Genomic DNA, 23,584 nt, shown 5'->3' with positions numbered 1-23,584 from the left:
CCTCAGCCGGCCGTGACGACCACCCGCTGCTCGCCGATGCCCTCGGGGGCGGTGAGCACGAGCACGCGCGTCTCCGCGTCCCACGCCGCGACCTCGGCGCCCTCGACGGCAGGGTCGTCGCCGAAGGCGTCGGGCAGGTACAGCTCGGTGGGCGCGGATGCCTCGGGGTCGGGCGTGAAGACGAGCTCGAAGGCGGCATCCGTCGCAGACCAGCCCGCGGGCGTGCCCGCGATCGCGCGCGGGTAGGCGCGGTCGAGTGCGTCGACGAGGTTGCGCGGCGTGCCGTCGTCCTCGTATGGGCCCCAGCTCCCGGGGTCGCGCGACCAGTAGGTGACGCCGATCCCGAGTTCGTCGGCCGTGTCGTACATGAGGTCGACGTAGTCGAGCGCTCCGGGGAGCCTCGTGTCGAGCCCGAACTCGCCGAGGATCACGGGCACGTCGCCGAGCGCCTCCGACGTGCGCAGCACGTTCGACCGCCACGCGGCGACGGTGCCCTCGACGAGGTCGCGCGAGGTGCCGGTGAAGCCGTCGCCCAGGTCCATGGGCAGCGGGTAGATGTGCGGGCAGAACGCGATCCGGGCGTCGCCCTCGCGCGGGTCGTCGACCCGCCCGAGCCCGCTCGGCAGGCCCCAGTTGAACCCGAGCGCCTGCGGTTCGAGGCAGGCCCACGTGTCGTCGTCGACCTCGCGGATCGCGTCGACGGTGCGCTGGTAGAGCGCCGTGAGCGGGCCGGACTCGAACGCCGGACCCTGCACCGTGCCGCCGTAGGGCTCGTTCATGAGGTCGTACGCGACGACGGCTTCGACGTCGGCGAACCGCTCGGCGACGGCACGCCAGGCGCCGGCGTAGTGCTCCATGAGCTCCGGATGCTCACCGGTCGTGTTCCAGAAGTGGTCGAAGGCGCGGATGACGCCGGGCTCGAGGTAGTACAGCTCCCACATGTCCTGGTCGGCGACGGGCAGGCCGTCGAGGTGGGTCGCCCACGCGGGCGCGCCGTTGCCGGCGGTGCCGGCCTCGGTGATGGCCGGCCCCCAGAGGTCCTGGTGCATGTCGAGCATGACGCGGTAGCCGCGCTCGGCGTACCAGTCGACGCGCTCGGCGACGTCGTCGAGGTAGCCCTGGTCGTAGACGCCCGGTTCTGGTTCGACCTTCCGCCACGAGATGAGGAAGCGGACGAAGTCGGTGCCCATGTCCGCGTGCTCGGCGTCGAGGTCGGCCTCGGTGAAGTCGGGGAGTCCGTCGGGAGCGCTCTTGGAGCTGCTCGCGGTGTTGAAGCCGCGCGCCACGATCGTGCGGCCCGTCTCGTCGGCGAGGTGCGCGCCGATGGCGGCGGGTCCGGGCGTGCGCAGCGCCGCGGCCGCCGCCCCGACCGCCATCAGCCCGACCAGGCCGGCGGCGAGCACCGAACGAGCACCGAATCCCACGTCGTCCTCCTCGACTCCCGGCGCCCCTGTCGGCGCGCGTGAGCGCGACGCTATCATCGTTCGCATGCCGACTGGGACAGTTGACCCACTTCCGTTCGGTCGCGTCTCGTGGGCGGTCCTCGCCGGCCTCTCCGTGCTCGCGATCCTCGCCGGGATCCAGCCGATCGTGGGGCCCCTCGCCACCTTCGCGCCGGTGCTCGCCGTGCCCGCCGCGGCCGGCCTGCCGTTCCTCATCCCACCGCTGCGCACGACACCGGTCGGCGAGACGACGTGGGCCTTCTGGGCAGCCGACATCGCCGGCGCCGCCGTCATGCTCGGATCGGCGTTCGTGCTGCTGCGCGCCGCGCAGCGCCGCCGGCCCGATCCGGGTCCCGCGCGGGCGTTCGGGCGCGCGGTGGGCGTCACGACCCTCGCGCTGATCGCCGGCAACATCATCCGCGGGGTGTTCTCCTCCTTCGTCGTGTATGCCGACCCCGGCACCTACCTCGGCACGATGCTCGGGAACATCGCCGTGTCGGGGCTCACCGGCGCCGTGCTCGGCCTGGTCGTCGGCGTCGTCGCGGCGACCGTCGCCGCGGTCGGTCGCTCGACTGGCGCGCCATCCGCCGATCTCGTTCCTCAGGACGACACGCCGCGCCGGTCGCCCTCCGGCGGGGTGTCCTCCTGAGCAACGCACGCAGACGCACGAGCGGTCCTGAGAACGGGACCCGCGTGCGGAATACGTGCAGGATCCATGCGTTGTAATGCACTGGGACGACGGTGTCCCGGCAGAACCATCGGATCCACTCGGAAGGCACCGTCACCATGACCCTCGTCGACACCTCGCGCCACGTCCCCACCGACGCCCCGCTCATCGCGCCCCTCGTGGAGCGCTGGAGCCCCCGCGCCTACGACCCCACCGCCGAGCTCTCGGAGGAGAGCCTGCGTACCCTGCTCGAAGCCGCGCGCTGGGCGCCGTCGGCGAACAACGTCCAGCCGTGGCGCTTCATCGTCGCCCGGCGCGGCAGCGCGGCGTTCACGGCGATCCACGACGCGCTCATGGGCTTCAACCAGGCCTGGGCCGACTCGGCGGCCGCGCTCGTCGTGAACGTCGCCGAGACGGTCGACGAGGCCGGCACCCCGCGCCCGTGGGCGAAGTACGACCTCGGCCAGGCCGTCGCCTACATGTCGCTCCAGGCCCAGCACGACGGCCTGCACACGCACCAGATGGGCGGCTTCGACGGCGCCCGCCTCGCCGAGGTGTTCGGTCTCCGCGCCGGCCTCGACGTGGTGTCGGTCAGCGCCATCGGCAAGGTCGGCGACGCGTCGGCGCTCCCCGAGCCGCTCCGCGAGCGCGAGGTCGCCCCGCGCAGCCGCAAGCCGCTCGACGAGATCGTCATCGCGGCGGCCTGATCGGGTCGCAGCATCCCGCGGTGTGATACCGCGCGCGCCGAGTGATACCGGTCCACCGGTATCACTCGGCGCGAGGTGTATCACACGGGGCAACCCAGCCCGCCGACCTACGGCCGCAGCAGCACCTTGATCGCGCGGCGCTCGTCCATCGCGGCGTAGGCCTCCGCGGCATCCGCCAGCGGCAGCTCGAGGTCGAAGACCAGGCCGGGGCGGATGGCGCCGGAGCGCACGTCGGGCAGCAGCTCGCCGATGTACCCGCGCACCGGCGCGACCCCGCCGTTCACGCCGACGTTGCGGTTGAACATGGGCCGCACGGGCAGTTCGGGCCCGCCGTTCGGCGCACCGACGTAGCCGACCATCCCGCCGGGTCGGGTCGAGCGCAGCGCCTGGTCCATCGACTCCTTCGTGCCGACGCACTCGAGCACGCGGTCGGCGCCGATGCCGCCGGTGAGCTCCTGCACGCGACGGACGCCCTCGTCGCCCCGCTCCTCGACGACGTGCGTCGCCCCGAACTCGCGCGCGAGCGCCTGCCGGTCGGCGTGCCGCGACATCGCGATGATCGTGGTCGCGCCGAGCCGCTTGGCGGCGATGATCGCGCAGAGCCCGACGGCGCCGTCGCCGACGACCGCGACCGAGTCGCCGGGGCCCACACCCGCCGACACCGCGGCATGGTGGCCGGTGCCCATGACGTCGCTGAGCGTGAGCAGCCCGGGGATCTCGTCGTCGGAGACCGGGCCGGGCACGACGAACAGCGTGCCGTCGGCGAGCGGCACGCGCACCCGCTCGCCCTGGCCGCCGTCGGCGACGCCGCCCACCCGGTCGTCACCGCCCCACCAGCTGCCCGAGAGGCACGAGGTGCTCACCCCGTTCCGGCAGTTCGCGCAGGTGCCGTCGCAGACGTAGAACGGGGCGATCACGAAGTCGCCCACCTCGACGAGCGAGACGTCGGGCCCGACCGCCTCGACGACGCCGATGAACTCGTGGCCGATCCGATGCGGGGCGTGCGTCGGCGTGACGCCGCGGTACGGCCACAGGTCGGAGCCGCAGACGCAGGCGGCCACGACGCGGACGATCGCGTCGCCGCCGGTCGAGAGCTCGGGGTCGGGCACGTCTTCGACGCGGATGTCACGGGCGGCATGGATCACGGTGGCGAGCATGGTCCGAGACTACGCGCGTGCGGCGCGGCGGCGCCCGTGGCATCCGCTGGTCGCCTCGGCGGATGCGACCCCCGCACCCCGTCCCGTGATCGTCAACCCCCTGACCGCATCGCGGGATCCCGGCCTAGCGTCGACGGATGGACGAGCACGCGCGCCAGACACCGGATCGCCCCGATCCTGCCCGGAACGATCGCGACGACGACGACGACGCCGACCGGATCCGGGACCTGGAACCCGGCGTCCGCGATGTGGGCCGGGGTGCCGGCGACCTGCGGACGACCCCGGCAAGGAGGACCGGGCTGCTCGTGGCCGGCGCGATCATCGGGGTCCTCGGCCTGATCGGCGTCGGCGTGTACGCGTCCATGCCGCGGGACACCCCGGTCGAGGGGAACGCGCAGGCCGACTACGCCTTCCAGGGCGGCCTCATCATCGTGTCGGCGATCCTCGTCGGCATCGGCGCGCTGCTCCTGATGCGGGCCTGGGTGCTCCGCCGCCGAGCGCAGCACGGCGGCGGGTAGGCCGGACTCCGCAGCATCCGAGCCCGCGGGCGACCGCTGTCGCGGCACCGGGAGCGGGCAGCCGGCGTGCGCCCACACGCCGGGAGTCGGCGGCGGCCGTCACACGTGCGGCACGAACTCCTGCCACGCGAGCCGCTTCCGCCTGCGCGGGTCGGCGACGACGCGATCGACGGCGTCGAACACGAGCGTGCGCCGGTGCCGCTCGTCGTAGCGCGGCCAGTCGGGGTGGGGGGCTCCGGATGCCGCGAAGCCGGTCCAGTGCGCCTGCATCCGCCGCCCGACCGCGCGGAGCATCCGCCGCCCGCCGAGCACGGTGAGCCCGGCGCCGACCGGGGTGTCGAACTTCTCGAACAGCGCGAAGAGCTCGAGGCCGTGCGTCGCATCGAGGCCGAGCCACCGCGCCGCGCGCGGCGCGGCGTCGAACCGGTAGCACCAGGTCGGCGCGAAGCGGGCGTGGCGTTCGGCGACCTTCACGCTCGGGAACCAGAACGTGAAGTCGCCGGCGAAGTCGGCGGCGGCGCGCCGGTCGGGCAGGCCCGGGTAGCGGGCCTTGATCGCCTTGCGCGCCTTCTTGGGGGTGTTGGCGAAGATCGCCCGGATGCGCGGTCTCGTGGTGGGGAGGATGTCGATCCGCCCCTCGAACAGCGACCCCTCGCGATCGTTCGTGCCGATGATGAGGGGCACGCGGTGCGCGAGTCCGTCCCGGAAGGCGTCGAGCGGCCGGCGCGGCAGGAAGACGCCGTCGATTACGGGCGCCAGCGCGATGGTCCCCGGCTGCTCGTCCGGCGTCCGCACCGTGAGCTCGGTCGTCGCGTCGGCGAGCCGCATGGGATCGGCCGTGCGGAGCATCTCCGCGGCATCCTCGGGCGCCTCGCTGTCGAGGTCGTCATCGTCGACGAGCCGGGCGAGGATCCGCACGTACTCGGCCGCCCATCGCTGCGCGACCTCGGGCGGGTAGACGGCGTTGGCCGGCGAGCTCTGCGCGATCGCGCGGGCGAACAGTCCCTCGGCCGCGGGCACCGTGAGCAGCGTCGTCACCGAGTTGCCTCCCGACGACTCCCCGAAGAGCGTGACGCGACCGGGGTCGCCGCCGAACGCGCGGATGTTGCGGCGCACCCACTCGAGCGCGGCGACCTGGTCGCGCAGCCCCAGGTTGACCTCGAACGGACGGCCCGGCCTCGAGTAGGCGCTGAGGTCGAGCCATCCGAGCGCGCCGAGCCGGTAGTCGACGCCGACGTAGACGACGCCGTGCTCGCGTGCCATCCGCTCGCCCTGACGCGGGTACTCGGCGGCCGACCCGACGCTGTAGGCGCCACCGTGCACGAACACCATGACCGGGCGCAGCGCGTCGTCGTCGCGGTCGGGTGCGGTGACGTTGAGTCGCAGGCAGTCCTCACTGCGCGCGAGATGCTCGGCCGCGCCGAGGAACTGGCCCCGGCGGTGCTGCGGCGCGACGGGCCCGAACGCCGCGGCATCGCGCACGCCGTCCCATGCACCGGGCGGCGCCGGCGCCCGGAACCGCAGGTCGCCCGCCGGTGCGGCAGCATACGGGATGCCCCGCCACTGGCGCGTGCCGCGGCGGCGCCGACCGCGCGCCGCCCCCGAATCGAGCTCGACCACCAGCGATCCGTCCGCCCGCACCCCCAGCGCCATGCCACGACCGTAGGCGGCCCGGGTGAACGGCCGGTGGCGGATGTCGCGGACGCGCGTTCACCGCGCCGCGACCCGCGGCGGTGGATGAGGTCGCGCGCTGTCGGCGGACTGCGGCAGACTGCACGCGTGACCGGCATGACGGGCTTCTGGAACGCGCTCCCGACCGAGGGTCGGTGGCTGCTCTCGACGGTCGCCGTCCAGACGCTCGGGCGCGGGCTCACGCTGCCGTTCACGATCATCTACCTGCACGAGGTGCGGGGGTTCGACCTGGCGCTGTCCGGTGCGCTCATGAGCATCATCGCGATCACCGCGCTCGCGGTCACGGGCCCGGGCGGCACGCTCATCGACCGCTACGGCGCACGTGGGGTGCTGCTCGTCGGGCTCACGGCGATGATCGCGGGCTGCACCCTGCTCGCCTTCGCGACGCATCCGGCGGTCGCGGCGATCGCGCTCGTGCTCATGGGCGTGAACTTCGGCGTGTCGTGGCCCGGCTTCAACGCCCTCATCGCCACGGTCGTCGACGGCGAGATCAGGCAGCAGTACTTCGGCATCAACTTCGCCCTCGTCAACCTGGGCATCGGCGTGGGCGGCATCATCGGCGGCTTCTTCGTCGACGTCGACGAACCCGTGACCTTCACCACGATCTTCCTGGCCGACGCCGCGAGCCAGCTCATCCCGATGGCGCTGCTGCTCGGTCCGCTGCGTCGCGTCCGCACGCAGGGCGGCGCCGACGGCCCGGCCGACGACGGCGACGCGGTGAGCTACCGGGCGATCCTCCGTCGCCCGGCGATCCTCTGGCTCACCCTGCTCACGTTCATCGCGATGTTCATCGGCTACGGCCAGATGGAGGCCGGGTTCCCGGCGTTCGCCCGCCAGGTCTCCGGCGTCTCGACGCAGGTCGTCGGCTTCTCGTTCGCGGTCAACACGGCCGTCATCGTCCTGCTCCAGTTCGCGGTGCTGAAGCTGATCTCCGGCCACCGGCGCACGCGCGTGATGCAGGTCATGGCGCTCGTGTGGGCCGCCTCGTGGTTGATCCTCGGCGCGACCGGCCTCCTTCCCGGCTCGCTCGTCGCCGCGATGGGCGTCCTCGCCTTCATGGGCGTCTTCGCCTTCGGCGAGACCATGCTGCAGCCGACCGTGCCCGCGATGTACAACGACCTCGCGACCGACCGCAACCGCGGGCGGGTCAACGCGGTGAACGCCGCCGCGTTCCAGGGCGGCGCGATCACCGGGCCGATCGCCGCCGGGCTGCTCCTCGACCAGGGGTGGGATGCCGGCTACATCGCGACGATGGTCGCCGGCTGCGTCGCGATCGCCGTGCTCGCCATCGCCCTGGAGCGGCGCGTCCCGCCGGCGGCGAACGGCGTGACCGAGGCGACGGCCCCGACGCCCGCGACGGGCGCCGAGGCCGCGACCGGCCTCACGGACCCGCCTACTCCTCGATGATCTCCGCGTCGATCACGTCGTGGTCGCCGCCCTCGGGCACCTCGCCCGGTTCGGGTGCCCGGGCGACCGCGAGGTGCTCGCCGTCCTCCGCGAGCGCGACCACGACCGTGTCGCCGTCGCGGATCTCGCCGGCGAGCAGGGCCCGCGCGAGCCGGTCGGCGACCTCGGTCTGGATGAGTCGGCGGAGCGGCCGTGCGCCGAACAGCGGGTCGTAGCCGCGCTCGGAGAGCCACGTCCGGGCATCGGGCGTGACGCCGAGCTCGAGCCGACGCTCGTGCAGGCGCGCCGTGAGCCGGTCGATCGAGAGGTTGACGATCTCGCCGAGCTCCTCCTGCGTGAGCGCCGAGAAGACGACGAGGTCGTCGAGGCGGTTGACGAACTCCGGCTTGAACGCCTGCCGCACCGCGGCGAGGACGGCCTCCTCCTTCTCGGACCAGGCGAGCGTCGGGTCGATGAGGAACTGCGAGCCGAGGTTGGAGGTGAGCACGAGGATCACGTTCCGGAAGTCGACCGTGCGGCCCTGGCCATCCGTCAGCCGGCCGTCGTCGAGCACCTGGAGCAGCACGTCGAACACCTCGGGGTGCGCCTTCTCGACCTCGTCGAGGAGGATCACCGAGTAGGGCCGGCGGCGCACGGCCTCGGTGAGCTGACCGCCCTGCTCGTAGCCGATGTAGCCGGGAGGGGCGCCGACGAGCCGCGAGACGGAGTGCTTCTCGCCGTACTCCGACATGTCGATGCGCACCATGGCGTGGGCGTCGTCGAAGAGCACCTCGGCGAGCGCCTTCGCGAGCTCGGTCTTGCCGACGCCGGTCGGGCCGAGGAAGAGGAACGACCCGGTCGGACGGTCGGGGTCCGAGACGCCCGCCCGGGCGCGCCGGACCGCGTCGGCGACCGCCTCGACGGCGCGGCGCTGCCCGATGACCCGGCGACCCAGCTCCTGCTCGAGGTGCAGCAGCTTCTCGGTCTCGCCCTGCATGAGGCGGCCGACGGGGATCCCGGTCCACTGCGCGATGACTGCGGCGATGTCCTCCTCGGTGACCTGCTCGTTCACCATTCGCGGCTCGTCGGGCGCCTGCTCGGCCTGCTCGGCGGCCTCGAGGTCGCGCTGCAGGCGCGCGATCGTCTCGTACTCGAGCTTGGACGCCGTCGCGTAGTCGGCCTCGCGCATGGCGCGGTCGCGCTGGGTGATGGCCTCGTCGAGCTGCTTCTTCAGCTCGCCGACGCGGTTCAGCGACATCCGCTCGCGCGTCCAGCGCTCCTCGAGCGCGGCGAGCTCGCGCTCGTTCTCGACGAGCGTCTCGCGCAGGCGCTCGAGCCGCTCCTTCGACGCCTCGTCCTTCTCCTTCTTGAGGGCCAGTTCCTCCAGGCGCATCCGGTCGACCTGGCGCTTGAGCTGGTCGATCTCGACCGGGCTCGAGTCGATCTCCATCTTGAGGCGGCTCATGGCCTCGTCGACGAGGTCGATGGCCTTGTCGGGCAGTTGCCGCGCGGTGATGTACCGGTTCGACAGCGCCGCCGCGGCGACGAGCGCCGCATCCGTGATCGTCACGCCATGGTGCGCCTCGTAGCGGCCCTTGAGCCCGCGGAGGATCGCGACCGTGTCCTCGACGCTCGGCTCGCCGACGAAGACCTGCTGGAAGCGGCGCTCGAGCGCGGCATCCTTCTCGATGTACTCGCGGTACTCGTCGAGCGTGGTCGCACCGATGAGGCGCAGCTCGCCGCGCGCCAGCATGGGCTTCAGCATGTTGGACGCCGCGACGGAGCCCTCGCCGCCGCCGGCGCCCATGAGCAGGTGCAGCTCGTCGACGAACGTGATGATGCGGCCCTCGGCGTCGTTGATCTCCTTGAGGACGGCCTTCAGGCGCTCCTCGAACTGGCCGCGGTACATGGCGCCGGCGACGAGCGCGGAGATGTCGAGCGCGACGAGCTGCTTGTCCTTCAGCGAATCGGCGACGTCGCCGGCCACGATGCGCTGGGCGAGCCCCTCGACGACGGCGGTCTTGCCGACGCCGGGCTCGCCGATGAGCACGGGGTTGTTCTTCGTGCGCCGCGTGAGCACCTGGCTGACGCGGCGGATCTCGGCGTCGCGCCCGATCACCGGGTCGAGCTTGCCCTGCCGGGCGATCTCAGTGAGGTTGACGCCGTACTGTTCGAGCGCCGACTTCTGCTCCTCCTGCGAGCTCGGCGCGCCCTGCATGTTGGCCACGGGACTCCTTCCGACAAACTTGAGTCTACTACGCTCAACTTCGCGGCCACGACCCCTATTCCGCTCCCGCCAGTTCGTTTCTCAGGAACGGAGGCCGCGATCCGCCCGCTTCTCAGGAGGAAACACCGACCGCTCGCGCGACACGCCGCGGCCGGTCCTGAGAACGGCATCGGATGGATCGGGGCGCGGCATCGCGGTCAGGGCGAGGATGCTCGGCCCGCGGGCGGGCGCGCCGATTCCCCTCAGTCGGATTCGCCCGGGGCGAGCCCTTCCTCCTCCTGGGCCTCGCGCGCGTCGCGCGCGCGTGCCCGGTCGGCCGCGACCTCGCCGATCCCGGCCCGACTCCCGCCCGCATCCTCACCGGCGTCGATCGGACCCCCCTCGACGAAGCGCTCCTCGTCGGATCCGTCGGGCGTGCCGGTGCGCGAGTCGGTTCCGCTGCCGTGCGCCGGATCCGGCCCGGTCGACCTGTCGACGATCCCGTCGCCGTACGCCGCCGCCTGGCCCGCCCGCATGGCCTCGGTGACCGCGTCGGAACGCCGCTCCGCGTCATCCGTCGTGCCCATCATCGCTCCTTCGTCCGTCGGTCGGATCCGGTCAGCGTAGGCTCGCGCCGACTCCGCCGCTCGGGGTTGCGCCGGCGGCACCCGACGCTCCACGCCCGCCCGAGCGCCGCCCACGAGTCCTCGCCCCGGTAGCGGCACCGTTCTCAGGAACCACCTGCCCGATCCGTCCGCTTGTCAGGAGGAAACGCCGACCTCGACCGCGACACGCCGCCCCCGTTCCTGAGAAGAGCAGGGCACAGGGGGAATCGGGGGGCGGGGGAGCGCGTTACCTTGGATCACGGACCCGAACGAGGAGGAACGGATGCCGCTGCAGGGCGACTACGCGCCGAGCACATCGAAGTGGGCACGCGACCAGGCCGAGACCTACGAGGCGACCGGAGGGCGCGAGGCGAACTCGCTGCGCGGCCGGCCCGTCATCGTGCTGACCACGGTCGGCGCGAAGAGCGGGAAGCTGCGCAAGACCGCGCTCATGCGCATCGAGCACGAGGGCGAGTACGCGGTCGTGGCGTCGCAGGGCGGCGAGCCCGAGCACCCCGCCTGGTACTTCAACATGAAGCAGCAGCCGCACGTCGAGCTGCAGGACCGCGACGTCAAGCGCGACTACCTCGCCCGCGAGGTCACGGGCGCCGAGAAGGACGCCTGGTGGGCACGCGCCACGGAGGTCTGGCCCGACTACGACGGCTACCAGGCGAAGACCGACCGCGAGATCCCGATCTTCGTGCTCACACCGTTCGAGCCGGAGACGGCGGAGACGTCCGCGAGCGCCGGCGAGGACACCGCCGCCTGATCCGAGCGGATGCCGCGGGCCTCACAGCCACTGCATCGTGAACGCCCGGCCGAGCACCCCGCGCAGGCCCGGCAGCCCGAGCACGCGCACCGCAGCGTTGCGGAGGCGCAGGCGCAGGCCGCTGGCCGGCGCGCCCATGCGCATGTTGAAGGCGGCCTGCCGGGTCGCGCGGAGCGCGGCCGCGCGTCGCGACCGGTCGTACGCCGCGAACACGTCGATCGGTGCGGCCGCGGCGAGCGCGGCGGCGAGTTCCCGGTCGAGGTGCACGGCGTCGCTCCAGCCGAGGTTCATCCCCTGCCCGCCGATCGGGCTGATCTCGTGCGCCGCGTCGCCGACGAGCGCGACGCGGCCGGAGGCCATGGGGTGGGCGACGTGCTGGGCGGCCTCGAACGCGGTCGGTGCCGTCGCGGCATCCGTGTCGAACCGGGAGCCGGTGCGCGCCTCGACGACGGTCGCGATCGTGGCGGCGTCGAGATCGGTCGGCTCCCGCCGCACCCGGGCGACCCACCGCCGCCGTCCGCCGGGCATCGGGAACGACTCGACGACGCCCGAGGGCTCGAAGTGCAGCAGCGCCGTCTCGGGTGCGCCCGTGTCGTCACGGGTGTCGCACATCACGTACGTGGCGCGCCCGCGGCGCGGCTTCCAGTCGGCGCCGATGAGCGAGCGGATGCCGCTGCGCACGCCGTCGGCGCCGACCGCGTAGCGCGCCGGCAGGTCCAGTCGCTCGCCGCCGACGCGCGCGTGGACCACGAGGTGCGTGCCGCGATCGGTGACTCCCGTGACCTCGACGCCCCGGCGCATGGAGACCGTCCGGGCGCCGCTGATGCGGTGTTCGAGCAGCGCCTCGACCTCGAGCTGGGGCAGCGAGTGGACGAGTCCCGAGCGGGGGAACCGCAGCCGGCCGAGCGTGCGCCCGTCGCACGTGACGCGACCGTCGCGGATGACGACGGCCCGGCGGCGCACGTCGTCGCCGATGCCGGCGGCGGCGAGGGCGCGCAGCCCCGGCGGATGGATCCCGATCGCCCGCGACGGCGTCGTCGCCGGGTCCGGCGCATCGCGCCGCTCGAGCACGACCGCGTCGAGTCCGCGCCGCGACAGCAGGCACGCGAGCAGCAGCCCGACGGCGCCGCCGCCCACGACGACGACGTCGTGGATGGGGCGCTCGGCGGCCGGCCGTGCCGACGCGGCCGGTTCACTCATCGGGGATCTCGCTCCCCCAGACGAGCTCGAGCCGCGACGGGAACCCGCGCTTCACACGCCATCCGCGCGGGACGGCCCGGGCGAGCTCGGGCGCGGTGTGGCTGCGTCGGATCGAGGTCAGCCCGTCGGGTCGGATGAACGAGCCCGCGAACACGTTCCATGCGAACGGCAGCGTCGCCGCCCAGAACGCGAGGTAGGCGCCGCGGGTCCGCTCGATGTCGCCGTGCACGCCGATGCCGCCCGGGGCGACGAGCCGCTCGGTGTCGGCGAGGAGCGCCCCGAGTTCCGCGGCGGCCAGGTGGTGGAGCACGTGGTTCGACCACACGACGTCGAACACCTCGCCCTCGGCGACGAGGTCGGCCGTCGTCGCGACCCGGAACTCGAGGCCGGCCGTCGCGAACCGGTCCGCCGCGCGCACCGCACGTTCGTCGGGGTCGATGGCCACGACCTCGAGCCGCAGCCCGTCGCGACGCGCGAGCTGCAGGATCCGGAACGGCAGGTCGCCGCCGCCCGCCCCGACGTCGAGCAGACGCGCCCGGTGCGTGGTCGCGAGCCGCGGGCGCACCCACTCCTCGTAGACGGCCGCAGGCCGGGAGACGATCCGGTTCACGAGCCCGAACCGGCGGAACGTGCGCGCGAGGGCCTCCGGATCGGCGGCCGGATCGTCCATGAGCTCCCTGACGTCGACGTCGCGGCGGTCGAGCGTCGCGAGCGCCTGCAGCAGCCCCGACCCGCCGGCGTCAGCTCGCGGCATCCGTCACCCCTTCACCGTCATGAGCGCGGACTCGACGGTGAGTCCGGGGCCGAACGCCATGGCGGCGACCCGATCGCCGTCCTCCGACGAGGAGCGGTCGAGGATGTTGCGCAGCACGAACAGCACGGTGGCGCTCGACATGTTGCCGTAGTCGCGGAGCGTCTCGCGGGCGGGCTCGAGCTGCGGCTCGGTGAGCTTCAACCGCGTCTCGACCTTGTCGAGGATGCTCCGACCGCCGGGGTGGATGGCCCAGTGCGCGACCGCCTCCCCCGCGGCATCCGTCGCCAGGGCCCCGGCGAGGTCGTCGTCGGTTGCGAACAGCGGCTCGAGCGCCCCCGTGATGTGGTCGTCGATGATGGCCGGCACCGCGTTGGAGAGCACCATCTCGAAGCCGTGGTCGCCGATCTTCCACGCCATGTCGCCCTCGCCGACGGGCGTGATGCGGGTCTCGAAGCGGTCGAGCGCGAACGCGCGCTCGCCCGGCTCGAGCGGCCGCCGGGTGACGATGCCGGCACCGGCACCGTCGGCGAACAGCGACGACGCGACGATCGTGTCGGGGTCGTTCGACGACCGCAGGTGCAGCGTGCAGAGCTCGACGCTCACGACGAGCACGACCGCGTCGGGGTCGGCGACGCAGAACTGGGCGGCGGTCCGCAGTGCGGGCATCGAGGCGTAGCAGCCCATGAAGCCGAGGTGGTAGCGCTGCACGGCGGGCCCGAGCCCGAGGTCGCGCACGAGCATGTAGTCGGGTCCGGGCGCGTAGAACCCGGTGCAGGACACGGTGACGACGTGCGTGATGTCGGATGCCTCGATGCCGGGCGTCGCCGCGATGGCGCGCCGCCCCGCCTCGAGGTACATCTTCGTCGCCTCGACCGCGTAGATCTCGTTGCGCGCCTTCGTGCCGGGCAGGAGCAGGTCGCCCGTGGTCCGGTCGAAGAACACGGGCTCGTCGCCCCGGTCGTCGAACGTGAGCTCCTCGAGCACCGTGTAGCGGCGCTCGATGCCCGAGACGTCGAACGACGTGGTGATGATCCGCTGCGCGAGCCGGTTGAGGCCGGGCTGGGCGGCGAACACGTCGCGGACGGCGGGCTGTGGGAGTTCGGTGGCGGGCACGGCGGTCGAGAGACCCCTGAGGTGCACCCCCGCGCTCATCCGGCCTGCCTCCGGTCGGTCGGTCGCTGCGGCATGGGTGCCCCCTCTCCCCGCTTGCAGACTAACCGGCGGGGCGATCCTGATCCAGAGGTTGCGGCGCGGGCTCCGGATCGGGTGCGGGCGGCGCGCTGATCGCCGCGTTGCCCGAGAGCCAGCGCAGCCAGCCGTCGCGATCGCCGAGCAGCGCCTCGCGGGCCGTCAGGGTGAGCGGGATCGAGAGGATGGCGCCGAGCGGGCCGATCACGAACGTCCAGAAGACCACCGAGAAGAAGCTCAGCGTGAGCGACAGGTCGACCGCGTCGCTCACGAACTTCGGCTGCACGAGCACCTGCAGCACGACGTTCACCACCGAGTAGACGGCGATCACGACGAGCAGCAGCGGCACGCCGCCGACGACGAAGGCGAGCACCGCGGGCGGGACGAGCCCGAGCACGAACCCGATGTTCGGGATGAAGTTCGTCACGAACGCGAGGATCGCCCACACCGCCGGGATCGGGACGCCGAGCGCCCACAGGGCGAGCCCGTCGACGACCGCGACGATCGCGCCGAAGGTCGCGTTGACGACGTAGTAGCGGCGGATCGAGGAGTTCAGCGAGCGGATGCGGTCGACCCGCGGCCGGACGCCGGCGCCGAACGCCTGCTCGGCTCGGCGGTAGCGCGCCGCGTCGGCGGCCATGAAGATCACGTACGCGAGCACGAAGAACGCGGCGGTGAGGAAGCCGAGCAGCCACCCGCCGAGGCCCTGGGCGAGGTCGAGCAGCGCGGACGGATCGAGCGCGGACGCCGTGGCATCCGCGAGCTGGTCGCCCAGCCCGACCGACGAGAGCCAGGCGGCGACGGATGCCACGGCCGCCTGCAGCTCGTCGACGACGTCGACCACGAGGTCGGCGAACTCCACCCCGGCGAAGACGAGCAGGGCCGCGAGCACCGCGAGGATCAGGTACGCGACGGCGATGACGACGGTCGTGGCCGCCCAGCGCGGCCACCCCCGCCGTTCGAGGGGATGCCGGACGGGGTGCACGATCACGACGAGTACCAGGGCGAGCGCGAGCGGTGCGACGAGTTCGCGCGCGAACCAGAGCGCGACGAGCACGAGCAGCACGGCGATGACGGTCACGGCACCGCGCACGGTCGGGCCGCGATCGGCGGCGGGCCCGGACGCGCCGGGAACGGGGAGGGGAGGCGCCTGATCGGTCACGGACCCCACCATAGGCGGCGCCTCCCCTCCCGTCGTCACGGCAGGACGATGTCGAACGACGGGTCGCCCGGCTGCAGCACCGACATCAGCCGGTCGAGCACGCCCTGGTCGCCGGTGCGCTCGATGCCGGCGCTCTCCCGGTCGCCGCCGATGAGCGCGAGCATGCGCGGCTTCGCCAGCGAGACCGTCGCCTGCGCGGTCGACTCGTCGGCGGCCTTCTCGACGTACACGAGCACGCCGTTGCGGAGGGTGACCCGGAAGTTCCGCCCGATGTCGGTGAACGTGAGGTCGAGCGCGAGGTCGAGGTCCCAGGCGCGCGGCCCGTCCACGCTGATCGCGATGGCGTCGAGCATCTGCTCGGGCGAGAGCTGGGCGAGGATCTCGGGCGCCGCGGTCGCGGTCGGCGTGCCGAAGTTCTCGCCGCGGAGCTCGGTCGCCCCCGAGAGGAAGAAGTTCCGCCACGTGCCGTTCTCGGCGCCGTATGCGAGCTGCTCGAGCGTGTCGGCGTAGAGCGTGCGCGCCGCGGCGTGGTCGGCGGCGGCGAACACGGCGTGGTCGAGCAGGGTCGCCGCCCACCGGAAGTCGCCATCGTCGTAGGCCTGCTGCGCGACCTCGACCACGCGGTCGATGCCGCCGATCGCCGCGACGTACCGCTCGGCGAGCGGCTTCGGCGGGTGCGGCCAGAGCCGCGCGGGGTTCCCGTCGAACCAGCCCATGTAGCGCTGGTAGATGGCCTTCACGTTGTGGCTGACCGAGCCGTAGTACCCGCGCGCGTTCCACGCGTTCTCGAGTGCGGGCGGCAGTTGGATCTCCTCGGCGATCTCGGCGCCCGTCATGCCGAGGTTGAGCATGCGGAGCGTCTGGTCGTGGAGGTACGCGTAGAGGTCGCGCTGCAGTGCGAGGAACTCGCCGATCTCGTCGGCGCCCCACGTCGGCCAGTGGTGCGACGCGAACACGACGTCGACCCGACCGCCGAACCGCTCGATCGCCTCGGTCAGGTAGCCCGCCCAGACGTGCGGGTCGCGCACGAGCGCGCCGCGGAGCGTGAGCAGGTTGTGCAGCGTGTGCGTCGCGTTCTCGGCCATGCACAGCGCACGCTTGCCCGGGAAGAGGAAGTGCATCTCGGCCGGCGCCTCGGTGCCGGGCGCCATCTGGAACTCGATCTCGACGCCGTCGATGACGTGCGTCTCGCCCGTGCTCCGGATCTCGAGCGTCGGCACGAGGATGCCGGGGTGGCCCGTCGACGTGGACTGGCCGAGCCCGGCGCCGACGGCGCCCTTCGGACCCCGCTCGAGCCGCGCTCCGTACATGTACCCGGCGCGGCGCGACATCGCGGTACCCGCGTAGACGTTCTCGGCCACGGCCTCGCCGACGATGCCGATCGGCGCGACGACCTGCACGCCGCCCGGCCGGACGTCCTGCGGGTCGACGATGCCGAGCACGCCGCCGAAGTGGTCGATGTGGCTGTGCGAGAAGATGACCGCGGTCACCGGCCGGTCGCCGCGGTGGGCGCGGTAGAGCGCGAGCGCCGCGGCCGCCGTCTCCTTCGAGATCAGCGGGTCGATGACGATGACGCCCGTGTCGCCCTCCACGAAGCTCACGTTCGACAGGTCGAGCCCGCGCACCTGGTAGATGCCCTCGACGACCTCGTAGAGCCCCTGCTTCGCGGCGAGCGTCGACTGCCGCCAGAGGCTTGGATTGACCGTGTCGGGCGCGTCACCGGTGATGAACGCGAACTCGTTCGCGTCCCAGACCACGTCGCCGTCCGCGTCGCGGATCTCCGCCGGGTCGAGCGCGCCGATGAAGCCGCGGTCGGCGGCCTCGAAGTCGCGCCGGTCGTCGAACGGCAGGGATGACGCGAGCTCGCGCTGCTGGGCGCGGATCGCTTCGGTCGCGTCGTTCTGGTGCATGGTTCCTGTCTCCATTTCCCTTTCGGCCGATGCGGCGCGCTGGTGCGGCGCCGAGTCAGAAGTTGGCGATGCCCTTGCCGATCAGCACGGCGCCGATCACGAGCAGGAGCACGGCCATGACGGTCGCGTTGTTGTGCACGAGCCAGCCGCGCAGGCGCTCGAGCGGTGCCGACATCCGATCCGAAGCCACCAGGTAGGCGATCACCGGCAGGGCGACGGATGCCGCGGCGATGACCGTGAACACGAGGAGCACCACTGCGGCGGGCCCGACGCCGAGTCCGGCCGAACCGATCGCGAGGCCCGCGCCCGCACCGAGCAGCAGGTTCTTCGGGTTCACCGCCGCGAGCAGGAACCCGAGTCCGAAGGCACGGCCGGCGGTCATCGCGTCGATGCCCGCCATCCACTTCGGCAGCGGCGGCTCCTCGCCGGGCGCCGGGCGGCTCCGCCACTGGCGGAGGGCCAGGAACAGCAGGCCGGCCCCGAGGATGAGCTGCATCACGGCGGTCACGGGCTTCGGGTCATCCGAGTCGCCCTGCGGGAGCACCGCGGAGAGCAGCGTGAACACGGTCGCGGCGACGGCGATGCCGAGCACCCACCCGCCGAGGAACCCGACGCTCGTGACTCGCGCCCTCGGCGAGAGCAGCATCAGGATCGCGGCGATGATCGGGATCGGGCTGATCGCGATCCCCACCGCGAGCGGCAGGATGTCACCGATCGCTGCGCCCATCGGCATCCTCCTCGTCTGCGACCGGCGTCGCATCGGCGACCCGCGCCGCGCCGGCACTCCGGGTCGTGTCGGCCGCGGCGGCGAGTGCCGCCCGGTTGGTCGCATGGATGTCGACGCCGTCGAGCAGGCCGAACCGCTCGAACGCGTCCCGGACCCCGGGTCGCACGCGGCTCATCGCGAGTGCGACGTCGCGCTGGCGCAGCCAGTCGCGGAGCGACGCGAACGCCTCGGCACCCGTGACGTCGACGTCGGTGATCGCCTCGCAGTCGAGCACGAGGTGGTGCACGGGCTCGGCGGCGCCCGTGACCGCCAGGCGCGACGCGTCGGCGAACGACGCGGCGTTGGCGAAGAAGAGCGGCGCGGCGAGGCGGAGCACGACGACGCCGGGCTCGGTCACGCTGCCCTTCGGCGCCGGATCGAGGAGCGAGTCGGTCGGGACGCCGTCGGCGGCGAGCACGTCGAGGGCCGGTCGCGCGGCGCGGCGCGCGAGGTTCACGAGCGCGAGGACGAAGGCGACGAGGATGCCCGGGATGGCGCCGATGAACAGGGTCGCCGCGAAGCAGACGACGGCGATCCAGAACTCGAACCGGGCCGTGCGCCGCAGCTGCGCGAACTCCCGGAGCCCGAGGAGCGGGGCCACCGCCACGGCGACCACCGCGCCGATCGCGGGCGACGGGATGTCGGCGAGCACGGCGGTGCCGAACAGCAGCAGGAGGAGCGTGCCGATCGCCGCGACGATCGCCGGCAACTGCGTGCGCGAGCCCGCGAGGTCGACGGCCGCGGTCCGCGATGCGGAGGCGCCGACGACGTAGCCCCCGGTCGCGCCGGCCGCGATGTTGCCCAGTCCGAACGCGAAGAGGTCGCGGTTCGGGTCGTCGCGGTAGCCGTGCCGTTCGGCATACGCGCGGGCGACGAGCAGGCCCTCCGCGATCGTCACGAGCACGAGGGCGAGCGCCGAGGGCACGAGCGCGAACCAGGTCGCCCACTCGAGGATCGGCCAGGTGAGCACGGGCGGACCCGCGGGCACCTCGCCGAGCACGTCGACGCCGGCGCCGTCGAGGTCGAGCAGCACGACCGCGATGGTCGAGCCCACCAGCACGACGAGCGCCCACGGGACGAGGCGCGCGATGCGCCGCCCCACCACGAGCACGAGCACCGATGCGGTCGCGATCACCGCCGACCACAGGTCGGCTTCGCCGAGGTTGCCGGCGAGTTCGGCCAGCTTCTCGACGAACTCCCGGCTCGAGTCGATCGGCACGCCGAGCATCTTCGCGACCTGGCTGACGAGGATGTCGAGCGCGAGGCCGCCGATGAACCCGACGAGCACCGGCTTCGAGAGGAAGCTCGCGAGGAAGCCGAGCTTGAACACCGCGGCGAGCGCGAACACCACGCCGCAGATGATGGCCTGGGCGAGGGCCATGGTCGCGTAGTCGGCGCTGCCCGCGACGGCGAGTCCGCCGATCGACGAGGCGACCAGGGCGGATGCCGCGGCATCCGGTGAGGCGACCAGTTGCCGCGACGACGCGGTGAGCGCGAAGACGATCGAGGGCACCACGAGCGCGTACAGTCCGGCCGTCGGGGGCAGGCCCGCGATCTGGGCGTAGCCGATGTTGAGCGGCACGGCGATCGCGAGGAGCGTCACGCCGGCACCGAGCTCGCGGACGAGGTTGCCCCGCGTCAGCCCGGCGAGCGGGCGGCCGCGCCGTCCGCGCGGCGGGGCGATCCGGGTGCTCGAGCGCATCACGGGATCAGATCTTCACCGGGAACGTCGCGAGGATGACCACCCCGATCACCGCCACCACCGCGGCGAGGCCGAGCAGCGTGCGCGCGACCCACGGCGCGATCTCGCGTTGCGACATCGCGGTGAGGAAGAGCACGAGCGCGAAGAGCACGGTGAGCAGCGAGTAGTTGTCGCCGCGCTGGTTGTTCTCCAGCGCCTCGGCGAACTTGGCGTCGGCCCGCGCGTTCAGCTCCTCGGCCTCCTCGGTGCCGTCCGGCACGTACTCCTCGCGCGCGAAGGGCGCCCGCTCCACCTGCCCGTCGGCGACCCATTCGACGTAGGCGACCTCGAACTCCGGCGTGAACCGCGCCCGGATGTACTCCGCGAGCTCGTCCTCGCCGCGACCGACCGCCTCGACGTAGGAGGCGTAGATCGTCAGGTCGAAGATCTCCGCCGACCTCGCCTCACCCTCCGCCGATGCCGCCTGGATCCTCGCGCTCGACGCCTGGCTGAACGCGATCGACATCTCGCCGCCCCACTTCGACGACTCGAAGCCGCACCACGCCGTCAGCACGGCCGTGATCGACAGCAGGAACACGCCGACGATCTCGGTGGCGCGCGTCCAGCGGTCGCGCGTCTCGTGTTCGGTCATCGGGCGTCGTCAGCCGAGCAGCTTCGCCTTCGCTGCCGCGAACTCGGCGTCGCTCAGGATCCCCTGCTCCTTGAGCGTCGCGAGCTTCTGCAGCTCGGCGACGACATCGACCCCGCCCGCCGGTGCGGGCGGCGGTGCGGCCTGCATGGCCGCCTGCTGCGCCGCGGCCTGCTGGGCCTGGTACTGCTCGGCCTCCCACTGCTGCTGCGCCGCAGCCTGTTCCTCGGCCTGCTGGCCGGCGTAGCGCTCCTGCTGGCGGTGCGCGACGCGTCCGCTCACCGCCGTCGCGGTGCCCGCGACGACGGCGGTGCGCGCCGCCATCCCGATCAGCCCGGGTCGTCCCATCCTCCGGATCGGCATGACCTTCCCCCTATTCCTCGTCGCTCGCCTCGGCGAGCACCTCGTTGACGACCGTCGCGGGAATCCGCTCGACCTGCAGCACCTCGCCGCCGGACGCGGCGAACGCCGACGCGATCTTCTTCGCCCACAGCAGTTCGATCGCCATGATGGCGCCCGACGTGCCCGGCGGGATCGACTCGGCGAGCTCGTCGATGTCCTCGTCGCCGATGACGCCGGATGCCTCGAGCTCGACGACCGTGAAGCCGGCCTCGTCGCGGAACTCCTCGTACTCGCGCACCGTGACCCCGCCCTCGTCGTCGCGCGACACGATCAGCAGGTCGAGCAGCCGGATCTCGTCGCCGACCATCAACTCGCCGAGGGCGCTCGCTGTCGCGGAATCGAGGCGATCCCCCTCGAAGCTCACGACGTAGACGTCGACCGGACCGTATTCGAATGCAGTCATCGCAACCCCCCGATCAGCACCCTAGGGGCGCGGAGCGCGCCGCACCAGAGCGAACCGCCCGTGAGACGGATGTTCACCCGTTTCGCGTGATTTCGCGCCGCGCGGGCCACCGGCGCCGCTAATGTGACGACCGGGGGCGGCATTCGGGCGTCCCCGTCATCGACTGGAAAGGCGCACCCCCGTGGACTTCTGGGACAACTTCTGGAGCTTCGTGTGGATCTTCTTCTGGAGCTTCGCATTCATCGCCTACCTCTTCGCGCTGTTCGCGATCATCGGCGACCTGTTCCGCGACCACCAGCTGAGCGGTTGGTGGAAGGCGGTCTGGATCATCTTCCTGATCTTCGTGCCGTTCCTCACGGCCCTCGTCTACCTCATCGCGCGCGGTGACGGCATGGCCAAGCGCTCGGCGAAGCAGGCCTCCGAGGCGCAGGCGGCGACCGAGGCGTACATCCGGCAGACCGCCGGCGGATCGGCCAGTCCGTCCGACGAGATCGCCAAGGCCAAGGCGCTCCTCGACTCCGGCACCATCACGGCGCAGGAGTACGAGGCCATCAAGGCCAAGGCGCTCACCGCCTGACGCACCGACCGCGAACGGCCGGGCACCCGCGGGTGCCCGGCCGTTCGCCGTCTCACGCGGTGACCGCGACCACCCGCCTCGCCCCGACCGACCCCGTGTTCCGCAGGAACAGGATGATCCAGCTGAAGATCAGGAGGCCGGCGACGAGCTCGACCGCCGTGAGGTTGTAGTACCCGATCGCGAAGAACACCCCGAGCACGACGATCACGCCGACGTAGACCCAGCCGAGGATCACGAACACGCGCGGCATCGACGGCAGGAAGCGCGGCAGCCCGATCACGATCACGGCGTAGACGACCGCCATCCCGCTCGCGACCGTGTTGTGCAGGGCGAAGAAGTCGTCAACGGGGAAGATGCCGACGCACGCGAGCAGGATGCCGATGAGCACGAGCCCGTAGCGCACGAAGTCGCGACCGCGGCGGTCGCGGTCGGTCGTCACGGGAAGCCCGGCGGTCGCGTAGCGCGCGACGATCGTCACGATCGCCCCGGCGATGATGAGCGTGAGGTTGAACGCGAGGGCCGACACGTCGTCCGTCATGCCGAGGGCGCTGAGGTTCATCTGCCACCAGAGCGGATCGCTCGAGCTCAGCATGGCGGTGATGACGCCGACCACGAGGAACGCGGCCAGGACGATCGAGAGGAGCATCGGCGTCATCCGGACCGACGACAGGAAGCAGACGTAGGCGGTCAGGGCGAGCGCGACGCCGAAGAGGAGCGCGCCGGGGATCGGGAACACCTCGGCGCCGACGAAGCTCTGCTCGAGGACGTCGGCGAGGCCGGTCCAACCGAGGAGCGCGATGATGCCGTGCGCCACCGAGAGGGCGAGCACGTCGAACCAGCGCAGGGGCGGCGCCTCGGCGCCGCGCGGGCCGGTCGCGCTCCGCGTCGCCGCGGCGTCCTCGACGGCGGGATCGTCGGGCGCCGGACCGAAGCGGCGTCGCCACAGCACCCGCCCCACCACGAACGCCAGGAGGCCCGCGATCGCCGATCCGATCGCGACGCTCGTCCCGAGGGAGCCGGGGCCGGCGATCGGCAGGTCGCGCCCCCAGAACATCAGCAGGCCGATCGGGGCCGCGACGACGAAGACGAGCGCCCCGACGATCAGGGCGGTCGACTCGATCGACTCGGTCGTACGCGTGGGCTCCCGCAGGATCCCCGCGATCGACGACGGCTGGGACATCGTTCCTCCACTCGGTCGGGGCTCGTCGCGCCGTCCTCCGGCGCAGGCGCCGGGCCCGCGGCACCAGACTGCCAGTCGGGCGGGCGCGCGCGAGGATGGCGCTCCGGTCGCTCCGGAGCAGACGTCGGCCGCCGCAGGTCAGCGGTTCGCGGCGAGCTCCCTGCCGTGCACCGTCAGCGCGTAGATCACGAACACGTCGACGGCGATGACGATCGCCGACCACCAGGGCTGCAGCGGCAGGACCATGAGGTTCGCCAGGACGCTGAAGGCGGCCAGGATGATCGCGACGACCCGCGCCCACGACGCGCCGGCGAGCAGTGCGACGCCGACGAGGATCAGGAAGATCCCGAGGAACAGGTGCAGCCAGCCCCATCCGGTCGCGTTCAGGATCAGGAGCTCGCCGTCGGACGGCTTCAGGAAGTACGTGTTGTCGGGCAGCAGGATCGCGATGAGCCCGTAGATGGCGCCGATGGCACCGGAGATGATGATCATCACCCCGGCGAACCAGCCCCAGCCGACCCAGCCGGTGACGTTCGTGTCGGACATGGCGCGCCTCCCTCCGG

General features: G+C 72.5%; 23 protein-coding genes. 6 read left to right on the top strand and 17 right to left on the bottom strand.

The features are described 5' to 3' along the window. Positions 1–2: 2 nt before the first annotated feature. Complete coding sequence (locus ACQ393_RS12310) at positions 3–1,424, bottom strand: cellulase family glycosylhydrolase (protein WP_430647132.1); 1,422 nt, start codon at positions 1,422–1,424, stop codon at positions 3–5. Between the two features lie 64 nt (positions 1,425–1,488). Here ACQ393_RS12310 and ACQ393_RS12305 point away from each other — a divergent pair, with 64 nt between their 5' ends. Both ACQ393_RS12305 and ACQ393_RS12300 read left to right on the top strand, forming a co-directional pair. Beyond that, positions 1,489–2,091: a hypothetical protein gene (locus ACQ393_RS12305; protein ID WP_430647131.1), complete on the top strand. Its 603-nt coding sequence runs from the start codon at positions 1,489–1,491 to the stop codon at positions 2,089–2,091. Positions 2,092–2,228: 137 nt separating this feature from the next. Further along, positions 2,229–2,816, top strand: a complete 588-nt coding sequence (locus ACQ393_RS12300) for a nitroreductase family protein (protein WP_430647130.1) — start codon at positions 2,229–2,231, stop codon at positions 2,814–2,816. Between the two features lie 107 nt (positions 2,817–2,923). Here the strand turns inward: ACQ393_RS12300 and ACQ393_RS12295 are convergent, their stop codons facing one another. Beyond that, positions 2,924–3,973, bottom strand: coding sequence for a zinc-dependent alcohol dehydrogenase family protein (locus ACQ393_RS12295; RefSeq protein WP_430647129.1), 1,050 nt, complete (start codon positions 3,971–3,973; stop codon positions 2,924–2,926). 137 nt (positions 3,974–4,110) lie between these two features. Here ACQ393_RS12295 and ACQ393_RS12290 point away from each other — a divergent pair, with 137 nt between their 5' ends. Beyond that, positions 4,111–4,491 carry a hypothetical protein gene (locus tag ACQ393_RS12290; RefSeq protein WP_430647127.1) on the top strand — a complete coding sequence of 127 codons (381 nt, stop codon included), beginning with the start codon at positions 4,111–4,113 and terminating at the stop codon, positions 4,489–4,491. A 99-nt stretch (positions 4,492–4,590) separates the two neighbouring features. Here the strand turns inward: ACQ393_RS12290 and ACQ393_RS12285 are convergent, their stop codons facing one another. Then, positions 4,591–6,144 (bottom strand): carboxylesterase/lipase family protein, encoded by a 1,554-nt coding sequence (locus ACQ393_RS12285; protein WP_430647126.1) that lies wholly within the window; start codon positions 6,142–6,144, stop codon positions 4,591–4,593. A gap of 135 nt (positions 6,145–6,279) precedes the next feature. Here ACQ393_RS12285 and ACQ393_RS12280 point away from each other — a divergent pair, with 135 nt between their 5' ends. Then, the gene (locus tag ACQ393_RS12280) at positions 6,280–7,590 is read left to right on the top strand and encodes an MFS transporter (protein ID WP_430647314.1); all 1,311 of its coding nucleotides are present in this window, start codon (positions 6,280–6,282) and stop codon (positions 7,588–7,590) included. Here ACQ393_RS12280 and ACQ393_RS12275 read toward each other — a convergent pair. Both ACQ393_RS12275 and ACQ393_RS12270 read right to left on the bottom strand, forming a co-directional pair. Next, positions 7,577–9,796, bottom strand: coding sequence for an ATP-dependent Clp protease ATP-binding subunit (locus tag ACQ393_RS12275; protein WP_430647125.1), 2,220 nt, complete (start codon positions 9,794–9,796; stop codon positions 7,577–7,579). The two genes, ACQ393_RS12280 and ACQ393_RS12275, sit on opposite strands and share 14 nt — an antisense overlap. Positions 9,797–10,038: 242 nt before the next feature. Continuing rightward, positions 10,039–10,362 (bottom strand): hypothetical protein, encoded by a 324-nt coding sequence (locus ACQ393_RS12270; RefSeq protein WP_430647124.1) that lies wholly within the window; start codon positions 10,360–10,362, stop codon positions 10,039–10,041. 301 nt (positions 10,363–10,663) lie between these two features. Between ACQ393_RS12270 and ACQ393_RS12265 the strand changes: the two genes are divergently transcribed. Continuing rightward, positions 10,664–11,149, top strand: a complete 486-nt coding sequence (locus tag ACQ393_RS12265; protein WP_430647123.1) for a nitroreductase family deazaflavin-dependent oxidoreductase — start codon at positions 10,664–10,666, stop codon at positions 11,147–11,149. A 21-nt stretch (positions 11,150–11,170) separates the two neighbouring features. On the opposite strand, the gene ACQ393_RS12260 is transcribed toward ACQ393_RS12265, so the two are convergent. From ACQ393_RS12260 to ACQ393_RS12215, 10 genes are all read right to left on the bottom strand, one after another. Continuing rightward, positions 11,171–12,349: an FAD-dependent oxidoreductase gene (locus ACQ393_RS12260; protein ID WP_430647122.1), complete on the bottom strand. Its 1,179-nt coding sequence runs from the start codon at positions 12,347–12,349 to the stop codon at positions 11,171–11,173. Beyond that, entirely contained in the window at positions 12,342–13,103 is a 762-nt protein-coding gene (locus ACQ393_RS12255) for a methyltransferase (RefSeq protein ID WP_430647121.1), read from the bottom strand. Before ACQ393_RS12255 ends, ACQ393_RS12260 begins: the two co-directional genes overlap by 8 nt. A 3-nt stretch (positions 13,104–13,106) precedes the next feature. Next, positions 13,107–14,255: a type III polyketide synthase gene (locus tag ACQ393_RS12250; protein ID WP_430647120.1), complete on the bottom strand. Its 1,149-nt coding sequence runs from the start codon at positions 14,253–14,255 to the stop codon at positions 13,107–13,109. A gap of 61 nt (positions 14,256–14,316) precedes the next feature. Continuing rightward, positions 14,317–15,453, bottom strand: coding sequence for an AI-2E family transporter (locus ACQ393_RS12245; protein WP_430647119.1), 1,137 nt, complete (start codon positions 15,451–15,453; stop codon positions 14,317–14,319). A gap of 35 nt (positions 15,454–15,488) precedes the next feature. Beyond that, positions 15,489–17,363 (bottom strand): alkyl/aryl-sulfatase, encoded by a 1,875-nt coding sequence (locus ACQ393_RS12240; RefSeq protein ID WP_430647118.1) that lies wholly within the window; start codon positions 17,361–17,363, stop codon positions 15,489–15,491. Positions 17,364–17,418: 55 nt separating this feature from the next. After that, entirely contained in the window at positions 17,419–18,090 is a 672-nt protein-coding gene (locus tag ACQ393_RS12235; protein WP_430647117.1) for a GAP family protein, read from the bottom strand. After that, positions 18,071–19,831, bottom strand: coding sequence for a SulP family inorganic anion transporter (locus ACQ393_RS12230; RefSeq protein WP_430647116.1), 1,761 nt, complete (start codon positions 19,829–19,831; stop codon positions 18,071–18,073). Before ACQ393_RS12230 ends, ACQ393_RS12235 begins: the two co-directional genes overlap by 20 nt. Positions 19,832–19,838: 7 nt before the next feature. Further along, on the bottom strand, positions 19,839–20,462 hold the full coding sequence (locus ACQ393_RS12225) for a hypothetical protein (protein WP_430647115.1): 624 nt from the start codon (positions 20,460–20,462) through the stop codon (positions 19,839–19,841). A 9-nt stretch (positions 20,463–20,471) separates the two neighbouring features. Further along, on the bottom strand, positions 20,472–20,822 hold the full coding sequence (locus ACQ393_RS12220) for an SHOCT domain-containing protein (RefSeq protein ID WP_430647114.1): 351 nt from the start codon (positions 20,820–20,822) through the stop codon (positions 20,472–20,474). Positions 20,823–20,832: 10 nt separating this feature from the next. Then, positions 20,833–21,264 carry a DUF6325 family protein gene (locus ACQ393_RS12215; RefSeq protein WP_430647113.1) on the bottom strand — a complete coding sequence of 144 codons (432 nt, stop codon included), beginning with the start codon at positions 21,262–21,264 and terminating at the stop codon, positions 20,833–20,835. Positions 21,265–21,445: 181 nt separating this feature from the next. On the opposite strand from ACQ393_RS12215, the gene ACQ393_RS12210 reads away from it, so the two are divergent. Further along, positions 21,446–21,841, top strand: coding sequence for an SHOCT domain-containing protein (locus ACQ393_RS12210; protein ID WP_430647112.1), 396 nt, complete (start codon positions 21,446–21,448; stop codon positions 21,839–21,841). A gap of 52 nt (positions 21,842–21,893) precedes the next feature. Here the strand turns inward: ACQ393_RS12210 and ACQ393_RS12205 are convergent, their stop codons facing one another. Continuing rightward, entirely contained in the window at positions 21,894–23,021 is a 1,128-nt protein-coding gene (locus tag ACQ393_RS12205) for a hypothetical protein (protein ID WP_430647111.1), read from the bottom strand. A 138-nt stretch (positions 23,022–23,159) separates the two neighbouring features. Continuing rightward, the gene (locus ACQ393_RS12200) at positions 23,160–23,567 is read right to left on the bottom strand and encodes a DUF7144 family membrane protein (protein WP_430647110.1); all 408 of its coding nucleotides are present in this window, start codon (positions 23,565–23,567) and stop codon (positions 23,160–23,162) included. Positions 23,568–23,584: the final 17 nt, after the last annotated feature.

It is taken from the genome of Agromyces sp. GXS1127, assembly GCF_050565425.1.
GTDB lineage: Bacteria > Actinomycetota > Actinomycetes > Actinomycetales > Microbacteriaceae > Agromyces.
The sequence above is the reverse complement of the archived record's forward strand: the minus strand, read 5'-3'. Positions and strand labels throughout refer to the sequence as shown.